The sequence below is a fragment of the Apibacter muscae genome (assembly GCF_007845635.1).
Classification (GTDB): domain Bacteria; phylum Bacteroidota; class Bacteroidia; order Flavobacteriales; family Weeksellaceae; genus Apibacter; species Apibacter muscae.
The window spans coordinates 328,011-345,929 of the sequence record NZ_SELG01000041.1 but is presented as its reverse complement, the minus strand read 5'-3'; the positions used below and the strand labels follow the sequence as shown (position 1 = coordinate 345,929).

Below are 17,919 nucleotides of genomic sequence, written 5' to 3'. Positions count from 1 at the left end.
TATTTATTAAAAATTATTAATTAATATATTTATTTTTATAATGTAAATAATTTTAAATCATAATATTTATTCTTTATTATAATTAATACTACACATATGTTTATTTTTTTAATTATATTTTTGCCACAAACTAAAGAAATTATTGCCAAATATTATGAAAAACAAATTCATATTGCTTAATTTATTCGTTATAAGTTTTTTTAACGTAAAATCTCAAGCTCAAAATCGTTTTGGTGTTAAGACTAATTTACAATTCACGAATGTAACCAATGTACATGAAGATTCAAAAATAAGAAATTTTGGTTTAGGGATAGGTTTTTTTTCTCAAGTTCCTATGAATGATTATAATGACAGATTTTTTCTTAGACCTGAATTATTTTATTCCCAACAAGGGGGCGAACAAAATAAAGATAATCATTTAATAAAGTTTTATCAAAATTATTTAAACATAAATCTATTGTTAAAATATTATTTTCCAGATCAAATATTTATGTCTAGACAGGGATGTGCCTGTCATATGAAAACCAATCACGAATTTTTCATAGAAGCAGGGCCACAGTTTGGATATATTTTAAGTGAGAATAATAAATATTTAGATGATTTAGAGTTTGGAGGTTCTACAAAGTTTGATTTGTCTCTAGGTATTGGTGCTGGTATTAGTATAAGGAGAAAATTTGAATTTAGTCTACGTTATAATTATGGCTTAACAGATACTTATAGATTCTATCCCAAACAAAATTCTACAACTAACTTAGCCTTTTCAATATCTTATTTTTTTGGACGTGAAGCATAAAATATCAAAATTAATTATTATCATTTAATAATAAGTTTCTATTAAATGATATGTAACTATTTATTCAAATTTTTTGGAATAATTTATGATTAAATATATTCATAAATGGAAAAAATAAAAGTATATTTGTAAGCAACCTAAATTAAATTTATCATTTGTATAAGCTCATAATAAGGATGGGTGTTTCTACGGCAAACCTTAAATTTGTCACTACAAATGGGTAATTCTTTTGTCCATTTGTAAGTTAATCTATTTTTATTATAAAGATTGAAATTTATTAAATGAACAAAAGAATATTTATAGAAAAAAAAAATGATTTTGACTTTGAAAGCCAAAAATTATTTACGGAAATAAAAGACATATATTCTATCAATTATTTAAAAGTATATCTCATTTATGATATTTTTAATGTAACAGATAAGGAGTATACTCAAATTTTAAATACTATATTTTCTGATAAAATTACCGACATATGTTATGAAAATATTCCTGTTCAAGAAGATTATTTTGCCGTAGAATATATGCCAGGTCAGTATGATCAAAGAGCCGATTCAGCACAACAATTAATTTCAATATTAACTGGAAATATAAATTGTAAAGTTAAAACAGGGAAATTATATTGCATTAAAGGTTCATTTGATCTGCAATTCATAAAAAAATATTTAATTAATCCAGTTGATAGTAGAGAGAAAGATTTAACTGTTCTACAAGATTCATATTCACAACCTCCTTCTAATGTGAAAATTTATGAAAATTTTATTCAATTAGATCAACAAGACTTAGAGAGGTTCTACAATGAAAATAATTTTGCTTTTGACCTTGATGATTTAAAATTCATTCAAAACTATTTTCATCAGATCGATAGAAATCCAACTGAAACTGAGCTTAAAGTACTAGATACTTATTGGAGTGATCATTGTCGTCATACAACCTTTATGACTGAATTAAAAAATATAAGTTTTGTTGGAAATTTTAAAAATACATTAGAATCAATTTTTTCAAAATATTTATCCTTAAGAAGTGAATTGGGTAGAGACAATAAACCAATCACATTAATGGATTTAGCAACTATAGCCGGAAGATATTTTCTAAAAAATGGTAAATTGGATGACCTAGTTGTTTCAGAAGAAATAAATGCATGCACTATAAAAGTAGATGTGGATGTGAATGGTAAAAAGGAACCTTGGTATCTATTATTTAAAAATGAAACTCATAACCATCCCACTGAAATTGAGCCTTTTGGGGGAGCATCTACATGTATTGGCGGAGCAATTCGAGATCCATTAAGTGGCAGAGCTTTTGTATATCAAGCCATGAGGATTTCTGGCTCAGGAAATCCATTAGAAGCATTTGATAATACTTTACCAGATAAGCTACCACAAAAGAAAATAACACAAGGAGCAGCCAATGGATATTCGTCTTATGGAAATCAAATAGGATTAGCAACTTCTCATATATCGGAGATATATGAGGAAGGATATAAAGCTAAGAGAATGGAAGTAGGTATGGTTGTGGGGGCTGTACCTCAGAATTGGGTTAGAAGAGAAAAACCTGTTGAAGGTGATAAAATAATTGTTTTAGGAGGAAAAACGGGGAGAGATGGAGTAGGAGGAGCGACAGGATCATCTAAAGTACATGATGAGACATCTATACATACATTAAGCGCAGAAGTTCAAAAAGGAGACGCTGTTCAAGAAAGAAAAATCCAAAGATTTTTTAGGAATAAAGAAGTAACACAATTAATTAAAAAATGTAACGATTTTGGAGCAGGTGGAGTTTCTGTTGCTATTGGAGAACTTGCAGATGGGTTGGAAATTAATTTGGATGCACTTCCAGTTAAATATGAGGGACTTAACGGTACAGAACTAGCTATTTCAGAATCTCAAGAAAGAATGGCTGTTGTAGTAGAAGCTAAAGATGTAGATAAATTTATTCATCTTGCACAGCAGGAAAATCTTTTAGCTGTTGAAGCAGCTAAAGTAACGTCTGATCATACTTTAACTATGATCTGGAGAGGACAAAAAATTGTTGAATTATCAAGAACATTTTTAGATAGTAATGGAACAACAAAAGAAAATCAAGTCTCAGTTAATATTAATGAAAAGATTTTTGATAATGAAATAATAAATTTTACGGAAGAATACTTCGAAAACGAATTAAAATCATTAAATCATTGCTCACAAAAAGGCTTGATTGAAAAATTTGACAGTACTGTCGGAAGAACGACTGTACTTATGCCTCTCGGAGGGAAAAATCAAATAACACCCGCCGAAGGAAGTGTCCATACATTTCCATTGTTAAAAGGTAAAACAACTACTGTATCGCTTGCCACTTGGGGATTCTCTCCTGAAATATCTAAAAAAAGTACATTACATGGAGGAGCCTATGCCGTTGTGGAATCTGTAGCCAAAATTGTAGCTTTAGGAGAAGACTATAAAAATATAAGATTTAGTTTTCAAGAATATTTTGAGCGTTTAGGAAATAATCCAGAAAAATGGGGAAAACCTTTTGCTTCTTTGTTAGGTGCTTTGCAAGCTCAACTAGCTTTTGAATGTCCAGCTATTGGAGGAAAAGATAGTATGTCAGGAACGTTTAAAGACATAAACGTACCGCCCACATTAATATCTTTTGCTTGTTCTGTAGGTAGTAAAGAAAATATAATATCATCTGAATTAAAAAATGAAGGCAATTATATTTATTTATTTGATCATATAGCTAACGAGGATGAAATGCCTAATTATGAACAATTGAAAAATGTATATAGTTTCATACATCAACAAGTTATTCAAGGAAATGTAAAAGCTATAAAAACCATAAAAAATTCACATCCCGTTATTGAATTAGCCAAAATGGCATTTGGGAATGATTTAGGTTTTAAAGTTGAAATTCCAAATAAAAAATGTATTGTAGGTTCATTATTAATTGAGAGTAAAAATGAAATTAATCATCCAAACCTAACTAAAATTGGAGTAGTTACCAGCGGTGATATATTTAGCGTAAACTCTATTTTATACAATATTTCTAAACTTAAAAAAAGTTATGAGAAAACCTTAGAACCTATATTTATTTCCAATAAATCTCAAGATAAAAATTTTGAAGAAATAAAAATTCAAAATTTGAATTCGGAAAAAAGTATTCAAAGTAACTCAATTTCAATTCAGCCTAAAGTTGTAATACCAATTTTTCCTGGAACAAATTGCGAGTACGAAAGCATACAAGTATTTCAAGAAGAAGGAGCTAGTGTAAGTTCTGTAATCATTAACAATCTTAATCTAAATCTTCTTAGAGAATCAATTTTAAATTTTGAGACTCAATTAAAAGATACACATATATTAATGTTACCCGGTGGATTTTCTGCTGGAGATGAACCAGACGGTTCTGCAAAATTTATGGTTTCAATATTGAAAGATGAAAGCATAAAAAATGCTGTACACAGATTATTAGAAAGAGGTGGACTTATTTTAGGAATTTGTAATGGATTTCAAGCCTTAATAAAATCTGGTTTATTGCCTTATGGCAGAATACAAGATGTTGATGAAAATTCACCAACTCTTACCCATAATTTTATAGGAAGGCATGTATCACAAATGGTAACAGTTAAAGTACATTCAGACCGAAGTCCATGGTTGAAAGGAATGAAAGATCAAACATTTACAATACCTGTATCACACGGAGAAGGACGTTTTTATGCTAATGACAAAACGATTAAAAACTTATTAGAAAATGATCAAATAGCTACCCAATATATTGATTCAAATGGAAAACCCTCTCTACAAATGCCATTTAATCCCAATGGATCTACCTATGCTATTGAAGGTATAACAAGTAAATGCGGTCAGATATATGGAAGAATGGGACATCCAGAAAGATTTAATTCAGGTTTAATTAAAAATATACCTGGATCCAATTATCACAACATATTTAAAAATGGTGTCAATTATTTTAAGAATAATAAAAAATAATAATTACCGCTAAAAATTTCTTTCAAATAATGGAAAAAAAAGAATTTCTTTACGAAGGCAAAGCAAAACAAATTTATGCAACTGAACATACAGATAAAGTAGTTGTACATTATAAAGATGATGCTACAGCTTTTAATGCTCAGAAAAAGGGGTCAATTACAGATAAAGGAGTAATAAACAATGAAATAACAACATTGCTTTTTGAATACTTACAAAAGAAAGGTATTCCTACACACTTTATAAAAAAATTGAGCGATAGAGAACAGTTAGTTCAAAAGGTTTCAATTATACCTTTAGAAGTTATTATTCGTAATTATATTGCTGGTAGCATGGCAAAAAGATTAGCAATAGAAGAAGGAACTAAATCTCCAGTAATAATTACAGAAATCTGTTATAAGAAAGACGAATTAGAAGATCCATTGATTAATAATGATCATGCAGTTTCATTAGGAGTTGTTACTTACAATGAATTGGATGAAATTTTTAGAATTACATATAAGATCAACGATTTAATTAAAGATTTATTTGATAAAATTAATATCATCTTAGTAGATTTTAAAATTGAGTTTGGAAAAAATTCAAAGGGAGAAATTATATTAGCAGACGAAATTAGTCCTGATACATGTAGATTATGGGACAAGGATACATTAGAGAAATTAGATAAAGATAGATTTAGGAGAGATTTAGGGAAAGTTGAAGATGCCTACCATGAAATTTTAAATAGACTTAAAACAGTTCTATAAATATTTTGAGCTTACTTTTATAAGTACAGTTATTTATTGCCTTAAAATTGTTATTTGAATATTTATAATCAATGGATAAAAATTATTATCAAAGAAATAGATTTAGAAAAAGTGAAAATATTTTATTTGATTCTCCAGAAGAAGAATGTGGAGTATTTGGAGTCTATTCAACTAAGAATATAGACACATTTTCACTTGTTCAATTTGGATTATTTGCCCTTCAGCATAGAGGTCAAGAGGCCTGTGGTTTTTCAGTATTAAAAGAGGGTACTATATATACAGTTAAACAAAGCGGCTTGGTACTAGACGCTTTCAAATCTGTAGAAGACACTGAAAATTATCAGGGAAATGCTGCCATAGGTCACAATCGATATACAACTGCCGGTGATAAAAAAAGATACAATTATCAACCTCTATTTGCTAAAAATGAGTACGATAGAACTATATTATCCATTGTACATAATGGGAATTTGGTTGGTATCGATGAATTAAGAAATCGTTTAGAAAAAGAAGGCGTTAATTTTTTAGCAACCTCAGACACTGAAGTAATGCTTCGATTACTTCAAAAACATTTAAGTAATGGCTTAGAAAATGCAATAAAAGAATCTGCTAAATATTTAAAAGGTGCATTTTCTGTATTAACACTAACTAAAGAAAAATTAGTGGCGTTTAGAGATCCCAATGGTATTAGACCTTTGTGCATTGGAGTAATTGATGAAAACACTTATGTATTTGCTTCAGAGTCCTGTGCCTTAGATGGAGTAGGAGCACAATATTTAAGAGACGTAATGCCTGGAGAAATGGTAATTGTTGACAAAAATGGATTAAGATCTGAAATGATTTATGAAAATCCAATTCGTAGAATATGTTCTTTTGAATATATATATTTTGCACGTCCGGATTCAATTATTGAAAATATTGAAGTATATAAAGTACGCGAAAAAAGTGGTGAAAAATTATACGAGCAAAGTCCTGTTGAAGCAGATTTAGTAATTGGAGTTCCAGATTCAGGTATTCCTGCTGCTATAGGATATTCAAAAGCTTCTAAAATTCCATTTATGCCTGTTCTTATAAAAAATCGTTATATTGGTAGATCCTTTATTGTGCCTACTCAAGAGATGAGAGAAAGGGTTGTTAATTTAAAACTTAATCCTATTGAATCTGAAATAAAAGGGAAGAGAATTATTATAATTGATGATAGCATTGTTAGAGGTACAACGTCCAAAAGACTAGTAAAAATTCTTCAAGAAGCAGGTGCAACAGAAATACATTTTAGAAGTGCATCTCCCGCAATTATTGCACCCTGTTACTTAGGAATAGATACACCAGATAAAACCCATTTAATATCTTCTCAAAAGTCTAAAGAAGAGCTTAAAAACTATTTGAATGTTAATTCGCTGGATTTTTTATCTCTTGAAAATCTTTATGAAATTCTAGGTAGTAAAAACCATTGTTTTGGTTGCTTTACAGAAAAATATCCAGTTAGTAAAGATTAATATGCATTCATATTATAATTTACCTAATGGCAAAAATTTTAAAAAATAATTATCACATTATTTGGATTGAAAATTTAAGGGCAATTGCAACTTTAGCAGTAGTCTTGTTGCATGTTGCATCTCAAATGTTTTATAATTTTGGAAAGGTTTCTGATATGCATTGGTGGGCTTCTAATTTGTATATCAATTTAGGTAGATTTTCAGTTCCATGCTTTATAATGATTACAGGTGCGCTTATACTTGGGAGAAACTATAATTGGAAAAACTTTATAAAAAAAAGGTTTCTAAGAATATTATGCCCCTTTATTTTTTGGAGTATAATATATATTATATATAATTTAGTTAGAATTATATATAAAGACTCATCTAAACTAAATTTAAATTTTATATTAGAGTATATTCAAAATAAATTGGCATACGGTGCATCATATCAGATGTGGTATATATATATGTTAATTGGAATTTACTTAATCTTTCCAATTTTTAACAAATGGATTATTAATAGCAATAGAAAAGAACAACAATATTTTCTTTTAATATGTTTATTAAATTACTTAATTCAATATTTACCTATTGATTTTCTAAAAACAGATGTCAATATTAGTTTTTTTTCAGAATCTCTTGGATACTTAGTTTTAGGATATTATTTAACAAACAATAAGTTTAATTTTGATGGGAAAAAAAGATTTTATTTTTTAATACTTATTTCAGTCTTTTTAATTTCGTATTTGACTATTTGTATAGATACATATTATTCTTCAATTATTAAAAATTCACCTATTCAAAAAATTAAACCTTGGGATTTACTACAAACAATTTCTATATTTTTATTATTTTTATATATACCGTATTTAAATAAAAAAATAAGACTTTTGTCTATAGTTAATAATTATAGTTTTGGAATTTATTTAATTCATGTGCTTATTATGGATTTACTTGCTAAAGCTGGATTAGCATATTATTCTTTTAATCCTTATCTATCCATACCAATAACATTCATTTGTACAATATTTTTTTCAATTTTAGTGCTATATTTACTTAGTAAAGTACCCTATGGTAAGTATATAACAAGATAAATTTACGTTTTTTAATTTTTTAAATTAAACTAATTATAATTAATAATATTCTATTAATTTTGTAAGGAAAGAACCCAACTAAAATAATTTCTTTCCTATTAAAAATTAAGATAACAAACAAAATTCAACCAATATGTCAACGTACGTTGTTGTCGGTCTGCAATGGGGCGACGAAGGAAAAGGAAAAATTACTGATGTTTTAGCAGAGAAATCGGATTATGTAGTTAGATATCAAGGAGGAAATAACGCTGGTCACACTGTATATGTAGGAGAAAATAAATTTGTTTTACACCTTCTTCCCTCAGGAGTATTGCAATGCAAAGGTAAATGTATTATCGGAAATGGTGTTGTCGTAAATCCAGAAGCATTTTTAGATGAAATTTCTCAAATTGAAAAAAAAGGATTGTCAGCAGATCATGTATTTATTAGCAGTAGAGCACATATAATTATGCCCTATCATATTTTATTAGATACATACAGAGAAGAAGCAGTTGGCAATACACCTATAGGTACAACCAAAAGAGGTATAGGACCTTGTTATGAAGACAAAGTAGCAAGAGTAGGAATAAGGGCAATCGATCTTTTAAATAAAGATATTTTAAAAGAAAAAATTAAACAAAACTTAATTGTAAAAAATGCCTTGTTCGAAAAATTATTTGATAAAGAGCCATTGTCCTTTCAAGAAATATATGATCAATATTTAGACTTTTCTGAAAAATTAAAGCCTAGAATTATTGATTGTGAGTATGAATTAAATACAGCTATCTGTGAAAATAAAAATGTATTATTTGAAGGAGCTCAAGCTTTAATGCTAGATGTAGATTTTGGAACCTATCCTTATGTTACTTCATCCTCTCCAACTACAGGAGGTGTTAGCATAGGTACAGGTGTTCCACCCACCCGCCTGAAAAATTTAATAGGAGTATCTAAAGCGTATTGCACTAGAGTAGGGAATGGACCATTTCCTACAGAATTAGAAGATGAAACCGGTGAGCAAATGAGAAAGGTAGGTCATGAATATGGAGCTTCAACCGGACGTCCTCGTAGATGCGGATGGCTAGATTTAGTTGCATTGCGTTATTCCTGTATGATTAATGGAATAACTCATTTAGTTATTACAAAACTAGATGTTTTAAGTGGTTTTGATAATATTAAAGTATGTACATCTTACAAAACTCCAGAAGGAGATAATATTGATAAATTTCCTTCAACGACTGAAGAATTATCTAAATATAATGCAACATATACAGATTTAGAAGGCTGGAAAGAAGACATTTCAAAAATTAAAAAATTTGAAGATTTACCACTAGCGGCTCAGAATTACTTGCAATTTATTGAAGATTTTTTAGGAATTAAAATTCATTTAATATCTGTAGGACCAGAAAGATCACAAAATATTATTAAAACCGAATTGGATTAAATAAATGAATCATATATATCGTAAAGTCTAACATTACAATGTTAGACTTTTTTATTTTAAAATATTAATATAATTTATAAAAATTCAATTTTTTTGAATATAAGATTATAAAAAAAGTTACTTGAATTCATATTATATATGCATGATTTTTGTTAACTTGTATTACAAATAAAAATTAAAGCAAATATAAATTATGAAAATAGGATTTATAGGTCTTGGTAAGATGGGTGGTAAAATGGTAGAGCGATTATTAAATCAAGATCATGAAGTTGTAGCTTACAATCTTACACAAAAAGAAATTGACGATGTATGTAAGAAAGGAGCAATACCAGCAAATAGCGTAAAAGATCTTGTTGATAAACTAGAAGGCAGAAAATTAGTATGGTTAATGGTACCTGCAGGCAAACCTGTAGATGAAAATATTGATGAACTGCTTACATTACTGGATCAAGGGGATATTATTGTTGATGGTGGAAATAGTTTTTGGAAAGATTCAATTCGTAGAGGAAAAAAATTAAAAGAAAAAGGAATCTATTATTTAGACTGCGGTACAAGTGGAGGCGTATGGGGACTTCAAAATGGTTATTGTTTAATGTATGGAGGTGAAAAAGAACCTTGCGATTTTGCTGAGCCTATATTCAAATCATTAGCCCCAGAAAATGGATATTTACGTTGTGGAGAAGTAGGTTCTGGGCATATGGTTAAGATGATTCATAACGGTATAGAATATGGAATGATGCAAGCCTATGCAGAAGGTTTTGAGATTATGAAAAATTCCCCTTATAATGTGGATTTAGAAAAAGTTTCTCGTGTTTGGATGCAAGGTTCCGTAGTAAGATCTTGGTTATTAGAGCTTATTGGTAATGCTTTAGATGGTAATGAAAATTTAGATGGTATTAAGGATTACGTTCAAGATAGTGGAGAAGGTAGATGGACTGTAGAAGCAGCTATGGAATTTAATGTACCGGCACATGTAATTACTTCATCTCTATTTACAAGATTTGCTTCTAGGCAAGAATCATCTTTTGCAATGAAATTACTAGCGGCTATGAGAAATCAGTTTGGAGGTCATGAGATTAAAAAAGATTAAAAATAAATTTTACAGCTACATTTAAAACATAATTTATTAGCATGCCGACCAACAAAATTGCCAATCAGATATTAATTATTTTTGGCGCATCAGGAGACTTAACATATAGAAAGTTAATTCCAGCAATCTTTGATCTTTATAAGCAAAATTCTTTACCAGAAAAATTTTCTGTTCTGGGAGTTTCTCGAACACCATTTACAGACGATTCATTTCGTGAAAAAATGAAAGAAGGAATCTTGAAATTTTCGGGACTTAAGCCTGAAAATGAGGATGAGCTAAATAAATTTTGTAATATTTTACATTATTTACCTATCAATACAGCAGAATCTAAAGACTATTCCCAATTGACTTTAAGATTGAAAGAAATTGATAAAAATGAAAATACACAAGGGAACTATATATTTTATCTATCTACTCCTCCATCACTTTATGGAGTAATACCAAAATATTTAGCTGCTGAAGGATTAAATATTGAAAATAATTGCTTTAGAAGAATTATAATTGAAAAACCGTTTGGAACAGATTTAAAATCTGCCATTGAGCTCAATTCTATTTTAAAAGAGGATTATAAAGAAGAACAGATCTATAGAATAGACCATTACTTAGGAAAAGAAACCGTACAAAATTTATTAGTCACACGATTTGCAAATGGAATTTATGAACCCCTTTGGAATAGAAATTATATTCATCACGTTGAAATAACAGCCGCTGAAAGTATAGGTATTGAAAATAGAGGAGGATATTACGATCATTCAGGAGCATTAAGAGATATGGTTCAAAACCACCTCATGCAATTGTTAGCACTTGTAGCTATGGAGCCACCAATGTCTATTGATGCAACCTCCATAAGAAATGAAAAACTAAAAGTTTTTCAGGCTCTTCGCCCTATGAAAGACGATGATTTATTTAAAAATGTAGTTCGTGGACAATATCTACCCTCAAATACGAATGGAAATTATTATAAAGGATATAGAGAAGAAAAAGACGTAGCCAAAGATTCAAGAACTGAAACTTATGTAGCTTTAAAACTATTTATTGATAATTGGCGATGGGCAGATGTTCCGTTTTACATTCGAACAGGAAAAAGATTACCAACCAGAGTTTCAGAAATTGTTATACATTTTCGCCCTGCTCCACAAAACTTATTTCCAGGACAAGAAATTCATAAGAACAACGACAATCAATTAATTCTAAGAATACAGCCGGATGAAGGAGTATCGTTTCAAACTAAAATGAAAATTCCTGGTAGTGGTTATAGAGTTAAAAACGTAAATATGGATTTTCATTACTCGCAACTGCATAATGTTTATTTGCCTGATGCATATGAACGTTTATTGTTAGATTGTATGATGGGAGATCCTACACTATATATTGATAGTGGAGCTTTAGAAGCCACTTGGAAATTTGTTCAACCGTTGTTAGACTTTTGGAAAAATAATACCGAAGCTCCGCTTTACGGATATCCAGCAGGGTCTTGGGGTCCAGAAAATGCAGATCGATTAATTGAAGGAGAAAATAAATCTTTTCGCTATCCATGTAAAAATTTGTCCAACGATGAAAATTATTGTGAATTATGATAAAAGAAAATATTCAAATATTTAATACATCTGATGAACTTAGTGAAAATTTCACTAAGTTCTTACAAAATTTACTTTCCGTATATCCACATATAAATATATCTTTATCCGGTGGTTCTACGCCAAAACAGTTATTTAATTATTGGTCTCAAAATAATAAACAAAATCTAAAATTAGATTGGGGAAGAATTTCTTTTTATTGGGGGGATGAACGTTGCGTTCCACCCGACAATGAAATGAGTAATTATGGAATGACTGAAAAATATTTGTTTAAGAATATTCACCAAATTCAAACTCAAAATATTCATAGAATACAAGGGGAAAATGATCCTACTATTGAGGCCCAGAGATACGCTAAACTTTTAAATAGTAATTTGGCAGTTTATAAAAATACTCCTTGCTTTGAATTAATCCTATTAGGAATGGGGGATGATGGTCATACCGCATCCATATTTCCGGATCAAATGAATTTGTGGAATAGTGAAAATGATTGCGTTGTAGCTAAACATCCTGAAACAGGAATGCAAAGAATAAGTCTTAGCGGAAAGGTTATTAATAATGCACAACACGTTGCTTTTTTAGTAACAGGAAAAGACAAAGCTGAAAAGGTTAGTGAAATTATAAAGAATAGATCTGCTTCTGAAACATTATATCCTGCGGCAAAAGTGAATCCTTCTAATGGATTTTTATATTGGTTTTTAGATAAAGAATCGGCAAAACTCTTATAAAATATATAAAAGAATCATTAGGCAAATATCTATCAAGATTTTGCTATTATTTATACTTATAAATCTCAATTTTTAATCTCATATCTAAGTATTTAAATTATTGATACTTAGATATATATTTTTATTTTTCCATGAAGTTAATTTTCATATATTTTATTATATATTAAAATATATGAATTTAAAAATAGAAAAAATTCTTAATTCATGATTTTCATTTATATATAAAAAGTCAAATATTATTATTAAAGTACTTAAAGATTGCAATTATTATTAATTTTTTAAATATTTTTGTAACAAATAATTAAGCCTTAATATGTTATTCAAACGAAAACCCATTGAAAATATAATCGAAGAGTCTGGCACAAAATCAAATCTAAAGAGATCTTTAGGGCCCATAGCTTTAATTGCTTTGGGAGTTGGAGCCATTGTTGGTGCAGGATTATTTTCCGTTACTGGAAAAGCTGCTGGGGATTATGCTGGACCGGGAGTTATGATTTCCTTTTTAATTGCGGCTATAGGATGTGCTTTTGCTGGATTATGCTACGCTGAATTTGCCTCCATGATACCGGTTGCAGGAAGTGCTTATACTTATTCCTACGCTACAATGGGAGAATTTATAGCTTGGATTATTGGTTGGGATTTAGTCTTAGAATATTCTGTTGCATCTGCTGCAGTTGCCTCTAGTTGGACAGGGTATTTTAATCAATTTTTACTGAGTTTTAATATTCATTTTCCTGTAGAATTATTAAAAACGCCCTTTGAAGGTGGAATTATAAATCTACCTGCTGCCTTTATTGTAATTGCTATGTCATTGGTTTTAATGAGAGGAACTAAGGGGTCTGCTTCATTCAATAATTTTATAGTTATACTTAAAGTTTCTATTGTATTAATATTTATTGCCTTAGGTTTTAAATATATTAATCCTGAAAATTTAACACCATTAGTCCCTCCCAATACCACCGGAAAGTTTGGAGATTTTGGCTGGAGTGGAATATTAAGAGCTGCCGGAATAATGTTTTTTGCTTATATTGGGTTTGATGCAGTATCAACAGCAGCACAAGAAGCTAAAAATCCTAAGAAAAATATGCCTATAGGTATTTTGGGCTCACTATTAATTTGTACTATTTTATATATAACATTTGCGTATGTTATGACAGGGATAGTTAATTATACAGAATTTAGCAATGCTGGTACAGAATCTTTAGCCCCTGTAGTTATAGCAATCAATCAAATGGGAAATATAGGAGCTGATGGAACTATAATTCCTGCCTACCCATGGCTCAATATATTTATTGTATTTTCCGTATTACTAGGTTTTTCGTCCATTATTCTAGTGATGCTTTTAGGTCAAAGTAGAGTGTTTTTTTCCATGAGCCAAGACGGTTTAATTCCAAAGATTTTTTCACAAACCCATTCCAAATTTAAAACACCTGTAAAATCTAATTTTATATTCATGGTATTTATTAGTGCTTGTGCTGGATTTATACCGGGAAGCGTAATAAGTGAAATGACGAGCATTGGTACTTTGTTTGCATTTGTTTTGGTTTGTATAGGAGTTATTGTATTAAGAAAGAAAAATCCTAATGCACCCCGAGGATTTAAAACTCCTCTAGTACCACTAATACCAATTTTAGGTGTTTTGACCTGTTTTGGATTAATGGTTTCATTACCTTTAGATACATGGATAAGATTGGTTATTTGGATGATATTAGGCTTCGATATTTACTTATGGTACGGAATTAAGAAAAGTATAATGGCTGTAAAAGATACAGATAACGACCGAAGAAAAAGCTATACAATTACCTCTTATTGTGGGATTTTTGTCAGCATAATTCTAATGATCTTAACCTACCTACATCATAAATTAAGCGATGGGAATGATCAAATACTTATTTATTTTTCTGTAATTTTTTGTGTAATAAATTTATTAATTTTTATCTATTACATATATAAATCAAAGTTCAACTCCAAATAGTTAAATTTTATCATAAATATTGGCTATCATTAAAGCAATAAAAAACATTAAATGGTTACCATTTAATGTTTTTTATTTGAAATAATTTAAAACTAAATCCTTTAATGTAATAGTTTATTAAATTCCTCTTTAAAATCAAAGTTATTAATTTCTTCTTCAACTTTAGGGAATAAAAAAACTCTATTAAAAATTCCAATCCCTATGGGATTCCACTGATCTCTATAATTTAATTCAATGACAGTAAGCAAATAATAATTTTTGTTTCTTATTCTGCTATCAATCTTCTCATTTATCCATTGATCACCGGCTAGAGGTAGTAAATTTTTACCCAAATTAGCCAATAAGCGTAATTTAGGATCATTGGATTGGCTAATTTCCTGAGAAACCTTATCATTAAAAACAGAAATAAATTTTTGTTTAATAAAATTATCTACTACAGGTTTTGAAGGATTTGTGTAAAACAAAATTCCGGCTATAGATACTATCAATAAAAGAAATATATATTTTATTTTCATAATTTTTTATTATCCAACTAACAAATAAATTGCCAAACTAATATTATACAAGAGAACACACAATTTTATAAGTTTTGTTTTTTGCTTTTAAGAAAATTAAGTATAAATTTCCACCCTCCAACAGTTTATATTTTTTTTTAATTTCATCAATATTCAAAGGATAGTTTTTTGTAATGATGTTAAACTTTTTTACATCATAATTATTAGGTTGGAAATTTAGATCAATAACTTTAAAAATTCTACCGGGGAAATTTTCAAGCTTTATATCTAAGGTATAAATATGTGTATTGTTGTCTAATTTGTCTAATTGATAAGAATTTCCTAATAATTTAAATGCTCCAGATTTTAATATGGAAGCATTAGGCATATAAAGATATTTTTTTGGAACGGACAATTTAGAGCACAAGCATCTATTTTCTTCATTATAATTAAAATTAAAACTGGGTTGATTAGACTCTAAATTGATGCAATGAATTTCAGGGTTGTTTGAAAAACTATCGATATGTAATTTAAATATTAACTCTTTTACTTCATTTTTCACGGATAGAATATAAATTTTTTGGATAGGAAGCAATTCAATACTTCTTTTTATATCTAATAAAGGAGAAAGCTTAATATAAACGCACGGAGCTAGTTTGAATAATTGTTCTTTAATCTCCATAACATTTGGACATAAATCTTCAAGCAATATTTTTTTATTCTTATTTTCATCTCTTCTGGAAGGATCCATAAAGATAAAATCTAAACCAGTCTTTTGCTTTGATATAAATTCTTCAGCGGAACAATTCTCTAAAACAATGTTATCTTTTTTTAACACCTTAAAATTATGTTTGGTAATGTTAAATAAATTTAGGTTAGGTTCTACATAGTAAAACTTATCCCTATTTTCAGAGAGAAATAGAGTATCTATTCCCATTCCACCAGTTAAATCCGTACCAATTTTTCCCTCAATAATCTTTTGTTTAAATAAAGCTGTACTTTGTGACGAAGCTTGTTCTAAATTTAAATGTGGAGGATATATAATTTGATCATTATTAAATAATATGGGGAATTTTTTTTGAGCAATTCTTTTCCCTTGTATTTGTTGCACCAGCTGTAGAGAACTAATGTTTTTAAAAGGAGATTTTTTCATTCTTAGTTCTACTAAATCTGCATTTATATGTTCATATATATATTCCTGAACTTTCTTATCTAATAAATTTATTTCGTCCAATTTTAAATATGCTTTTTATATATTTCACAAAAATAAATTTTATATATATAAATGTGTGATAATTAAATATTATATTTAAAGTTATTAAATAAAAGATTAAATAAATTTTTGTAAAAAATAATTCCTAAAAACATGTTAAATATTGGCAGGTTTTGTGTATTTAACTCATACATTTATAAATTATCTTGTTAAATTGCAAAAAATTTCATCCAATGAAAAAATCTCTTACAGTATTGTCTGTAATTTCAGCTTTAGTTTTAACTATAGTTTCTTGTAAGAATAAAGAAGAATCTAAATTAATAGATACTTCTGTTCAAAATTCTAATACAACAAAAGGTGATAGCCTAACCCATTTTAATTCTCCTGCTACACCATTAATTAACGTTTTAGAACAACCTTCTACGGAGAATTTAACAGGAATTTATCAAAGTACTGATGGTGCATACCACCTAGTTTATAATTTAGAAAAAGGCAAAACCTATAATTTTAATATAAGAGAAGTAAACACCCAAACACAAACTTTATCAGCGTCTGGAAAAGATGAAAATGGAGAGAAAAAAACTGTAAACGAGACTAGTAAGCCACTCGTACAGGAATCTATTGAGCCTTTAAGTTTTACAGTCTCAGATTTTACAGATGGGGTATATACCCTTCAAGTAAAAATGGGAGGTCGAAAATTAATTATGAAGGCAGACGGAAAACAACAAACCATTTTGGACACTAATGGTAAACAACCTACAAATCCAGAACAAGCACGCTTATGGAAAATGTATAAAGCCATTAGCGAATTATCCTTTATTATAAAAATGAATGTCAATGGATCCATTTTACAGGTAAGTGGATTTGAAAGTATCTACGATAAAGCCAAAAATGCTGTTAAAAACGACTTAAAAGGTAAAGAATTAACGGAGTTTATAAACGATTTTAAAAAGGGAGTTAATGAGAATGTATTTAAAGCACAATTTGAAAATAGCCTTATGAAATTCCCATCAGAAGGGATTAAAGTTGGAGGAAAATGGAACAACGATCCAGCTATGAAAGGGAAAGGCTACAATCAGTTAGTAAGTGTAGATGCTAATACAGCCGTAGTAAAATTATTTGCAGATATTCCCTCCCAATCGCAATCTGATAAAAAAGATGGTGTAAGCTTAAAGGCTAGTTTAACAGGCTCTCAAAGCGGAAAAATAATTTTAGATATAAAGTCTGGTTGGGTTTCTAAAGGTACTTTAACAACATCTGTTACTGAAAGTCAAACGGCTAGTAAAGATGGAGACTACCAAAAGATGACGAATAAAGTGGTTACAAATATTTATATAAATTAACATTTAAAA

General features: G+C 29.0%; 13 protein-coding genes and 1 riboswitch. Of the genes, 11 read left to right on the top strand and 2 right to left on the bottom strand.

The features are described from left to right. Positions 1 to 154: 154 nt before the first annotated feature. The 10 genes from ETU08_RS10690 to ETU08_RS10645 all read left to right on the top strand — a co-directional run bounded on the left by ETU08_RS10690 (position 155) and on the right by ETU08_RS10645 (position 14,860). Entirely contained in the window at positions 155 to 793 is a 639-nt protein-coding gene (locus tag ETU08_RS10690; protein WP_146263015.1) for a porin family protein, read from the top strand. Positions 794 to 928: 135 nt separating this feature from the next. Then, positions 929 to 1,026, top strand: a riboswitch (purine riboswitch). 48 nt (positions 1,027 to 1,074) lie between these two features. Then, positions 1,075 to 4,755 (top strand): phosphoribosylformylglycinamidine synthase, encoded by a 3,681-nt coding sequence (locus ETU08_RS10685; protein ID WP_146263014.1) that lies wholly within the window; start codon positions 1,075 to 1,077, stop codon positions 4,753 to 4,755. Positions 4,756 to 4,784: 29 nt separating this feature from the next. Beyond that, positions 4,785 to 5,498, top strand: coding sequence for a phosphoribosylaminoimidazolesuccinocarboxamide synthase (purC, locus tag ETU08_RS10680; protein ID WP_185145318.1), 714 nt, complete (start codon positions 4,785 to 4,787; stop codon positions 5,496 to 5,498). 71 nt (positions 5,499 to 5,569) lie between these two features. After that, positions 5,570 to 6,994: an amidophosphoribosyltransferase gene (gene purF, locus ETU08_RS10675; protein ID WP_146263012.1), complete on the top strand. Its 1,425-nt coding sequence runs from the start codon at positions 5,570 to 5,572 to the stop codon at positions 6,992 to 6,994. A 26-nt stretch (positions 6,995 to 7,020) separates the two neighbouring features. After that, positions 7,021 to 8,070 (top strand): acyltransferase, encoded by a 1,050-nt coding sequence (locus ETU08_RS10670; protein ID WP_146263011.1) that lies wholly within the window; start codon positions 7,021 to 7,023, stop codon positions 8,068 to 8,070. A gap of 133 nt (positions 8,071 to 8,203) precedes the next feature. Beyond that, entirely contained in the window at positions 8,204 to 9,490 is a 1,287-nt protein-coding gene (locus ETU08_RS10665) for an adenylosuccinate synthase (RefSeq protein WP_146263010.1), read from the top strand. Positions 9,491 to 9,683: 193 nt separating this feature from the next. After that, entirely contained in the window at positions 9,684 to 10,580 is an 897-nt protein-coding gene (gene gnd, locus ETU08_RS10660; RefSeq protein ID WP_146263009.1) for a phosphogluconate dehydrogenase (NAD(+)-dependent, decarboxylating), read from the top strand. 41 nt (positions 10,581 to 10,621) lie between these two features. Next, the gene (gene zwf / locus ETU08_RS10655) at positions 10,622 to 12,157 is read left to right on the top strand and encodes a glucose-6-phosphate dehydrogenase (protein ID WP_146263008.1); all 1,536 of its coding nucleotides are present in this window, start codon (positions 10,622 to 10,624) and stop codon (positions 12,155 to 12,157) included. Then, entirely contained in the window at positions 12,154 to 12,885 is a 732-nt protein-coding gene (gene pgl, locus ETU08_RS10650) for a 6-phosphogluconolactonase (RefSeq protein WP_146263007.1), read from the top strand. The genes zwf and pgl overlap by 4 nt, the downstream gene beginning before the upstream one ends. Positions 12,886 to 13,198: 313 nt before the next feature. Then, entirely contained in the window at positions 13,199 to 14,860 is a 1,662-nt protein-coding gene (locus tag ETU08_RS10645; RefSeq protein ID WP_146263006.1) for an amino acid permease, read from the top strand. 101 nt (positions 14,861 to 14,961) lie between these two features. On the opposite strand, the gene ETU08_RS10640 is transcribed toward ETU08_RS10645, so the two are convergent. Next, complete coding sequence (locus ETU08_RS10640; protein ID WP_146263005.1) at positions 14,962 to 15,375, bottom strand: hypothetical protein; 414 nt, start codon at positions 15,373 to 15,375, stop codon at positions 14,962 to 14,964. Positions 15,376 to 15,418: 43 nt separating this feature from the next. After that, entirely contained in the window at positions 15,419 to 16,588 is a 1,170-nt protein-coding gene (locus ETU08_RS10635; protein ID WP_146263004.1) for a THUMP-like domain-containing protein, read from the bottom strand. A 212-nt stretch (positions 16,589 to 16,800) separates the two neighbouring features. Between ETU08_RS10635 and ETU08_RS10630 the strand changes: the two genes are divergently transcribed. Then, complete coding sequence (locus ETU08_RS10630) at positions 16,801 to 17,910, top strand: DUF6263 family protein (RefSeq protein WP_146263003.1); 1,110 nt, start codon at positions 16,801 to 16,803, stop codon at positions 17,908 to 17,910. Positions 17,911 to 17,919: the final 9 nt, after the last annotated feature.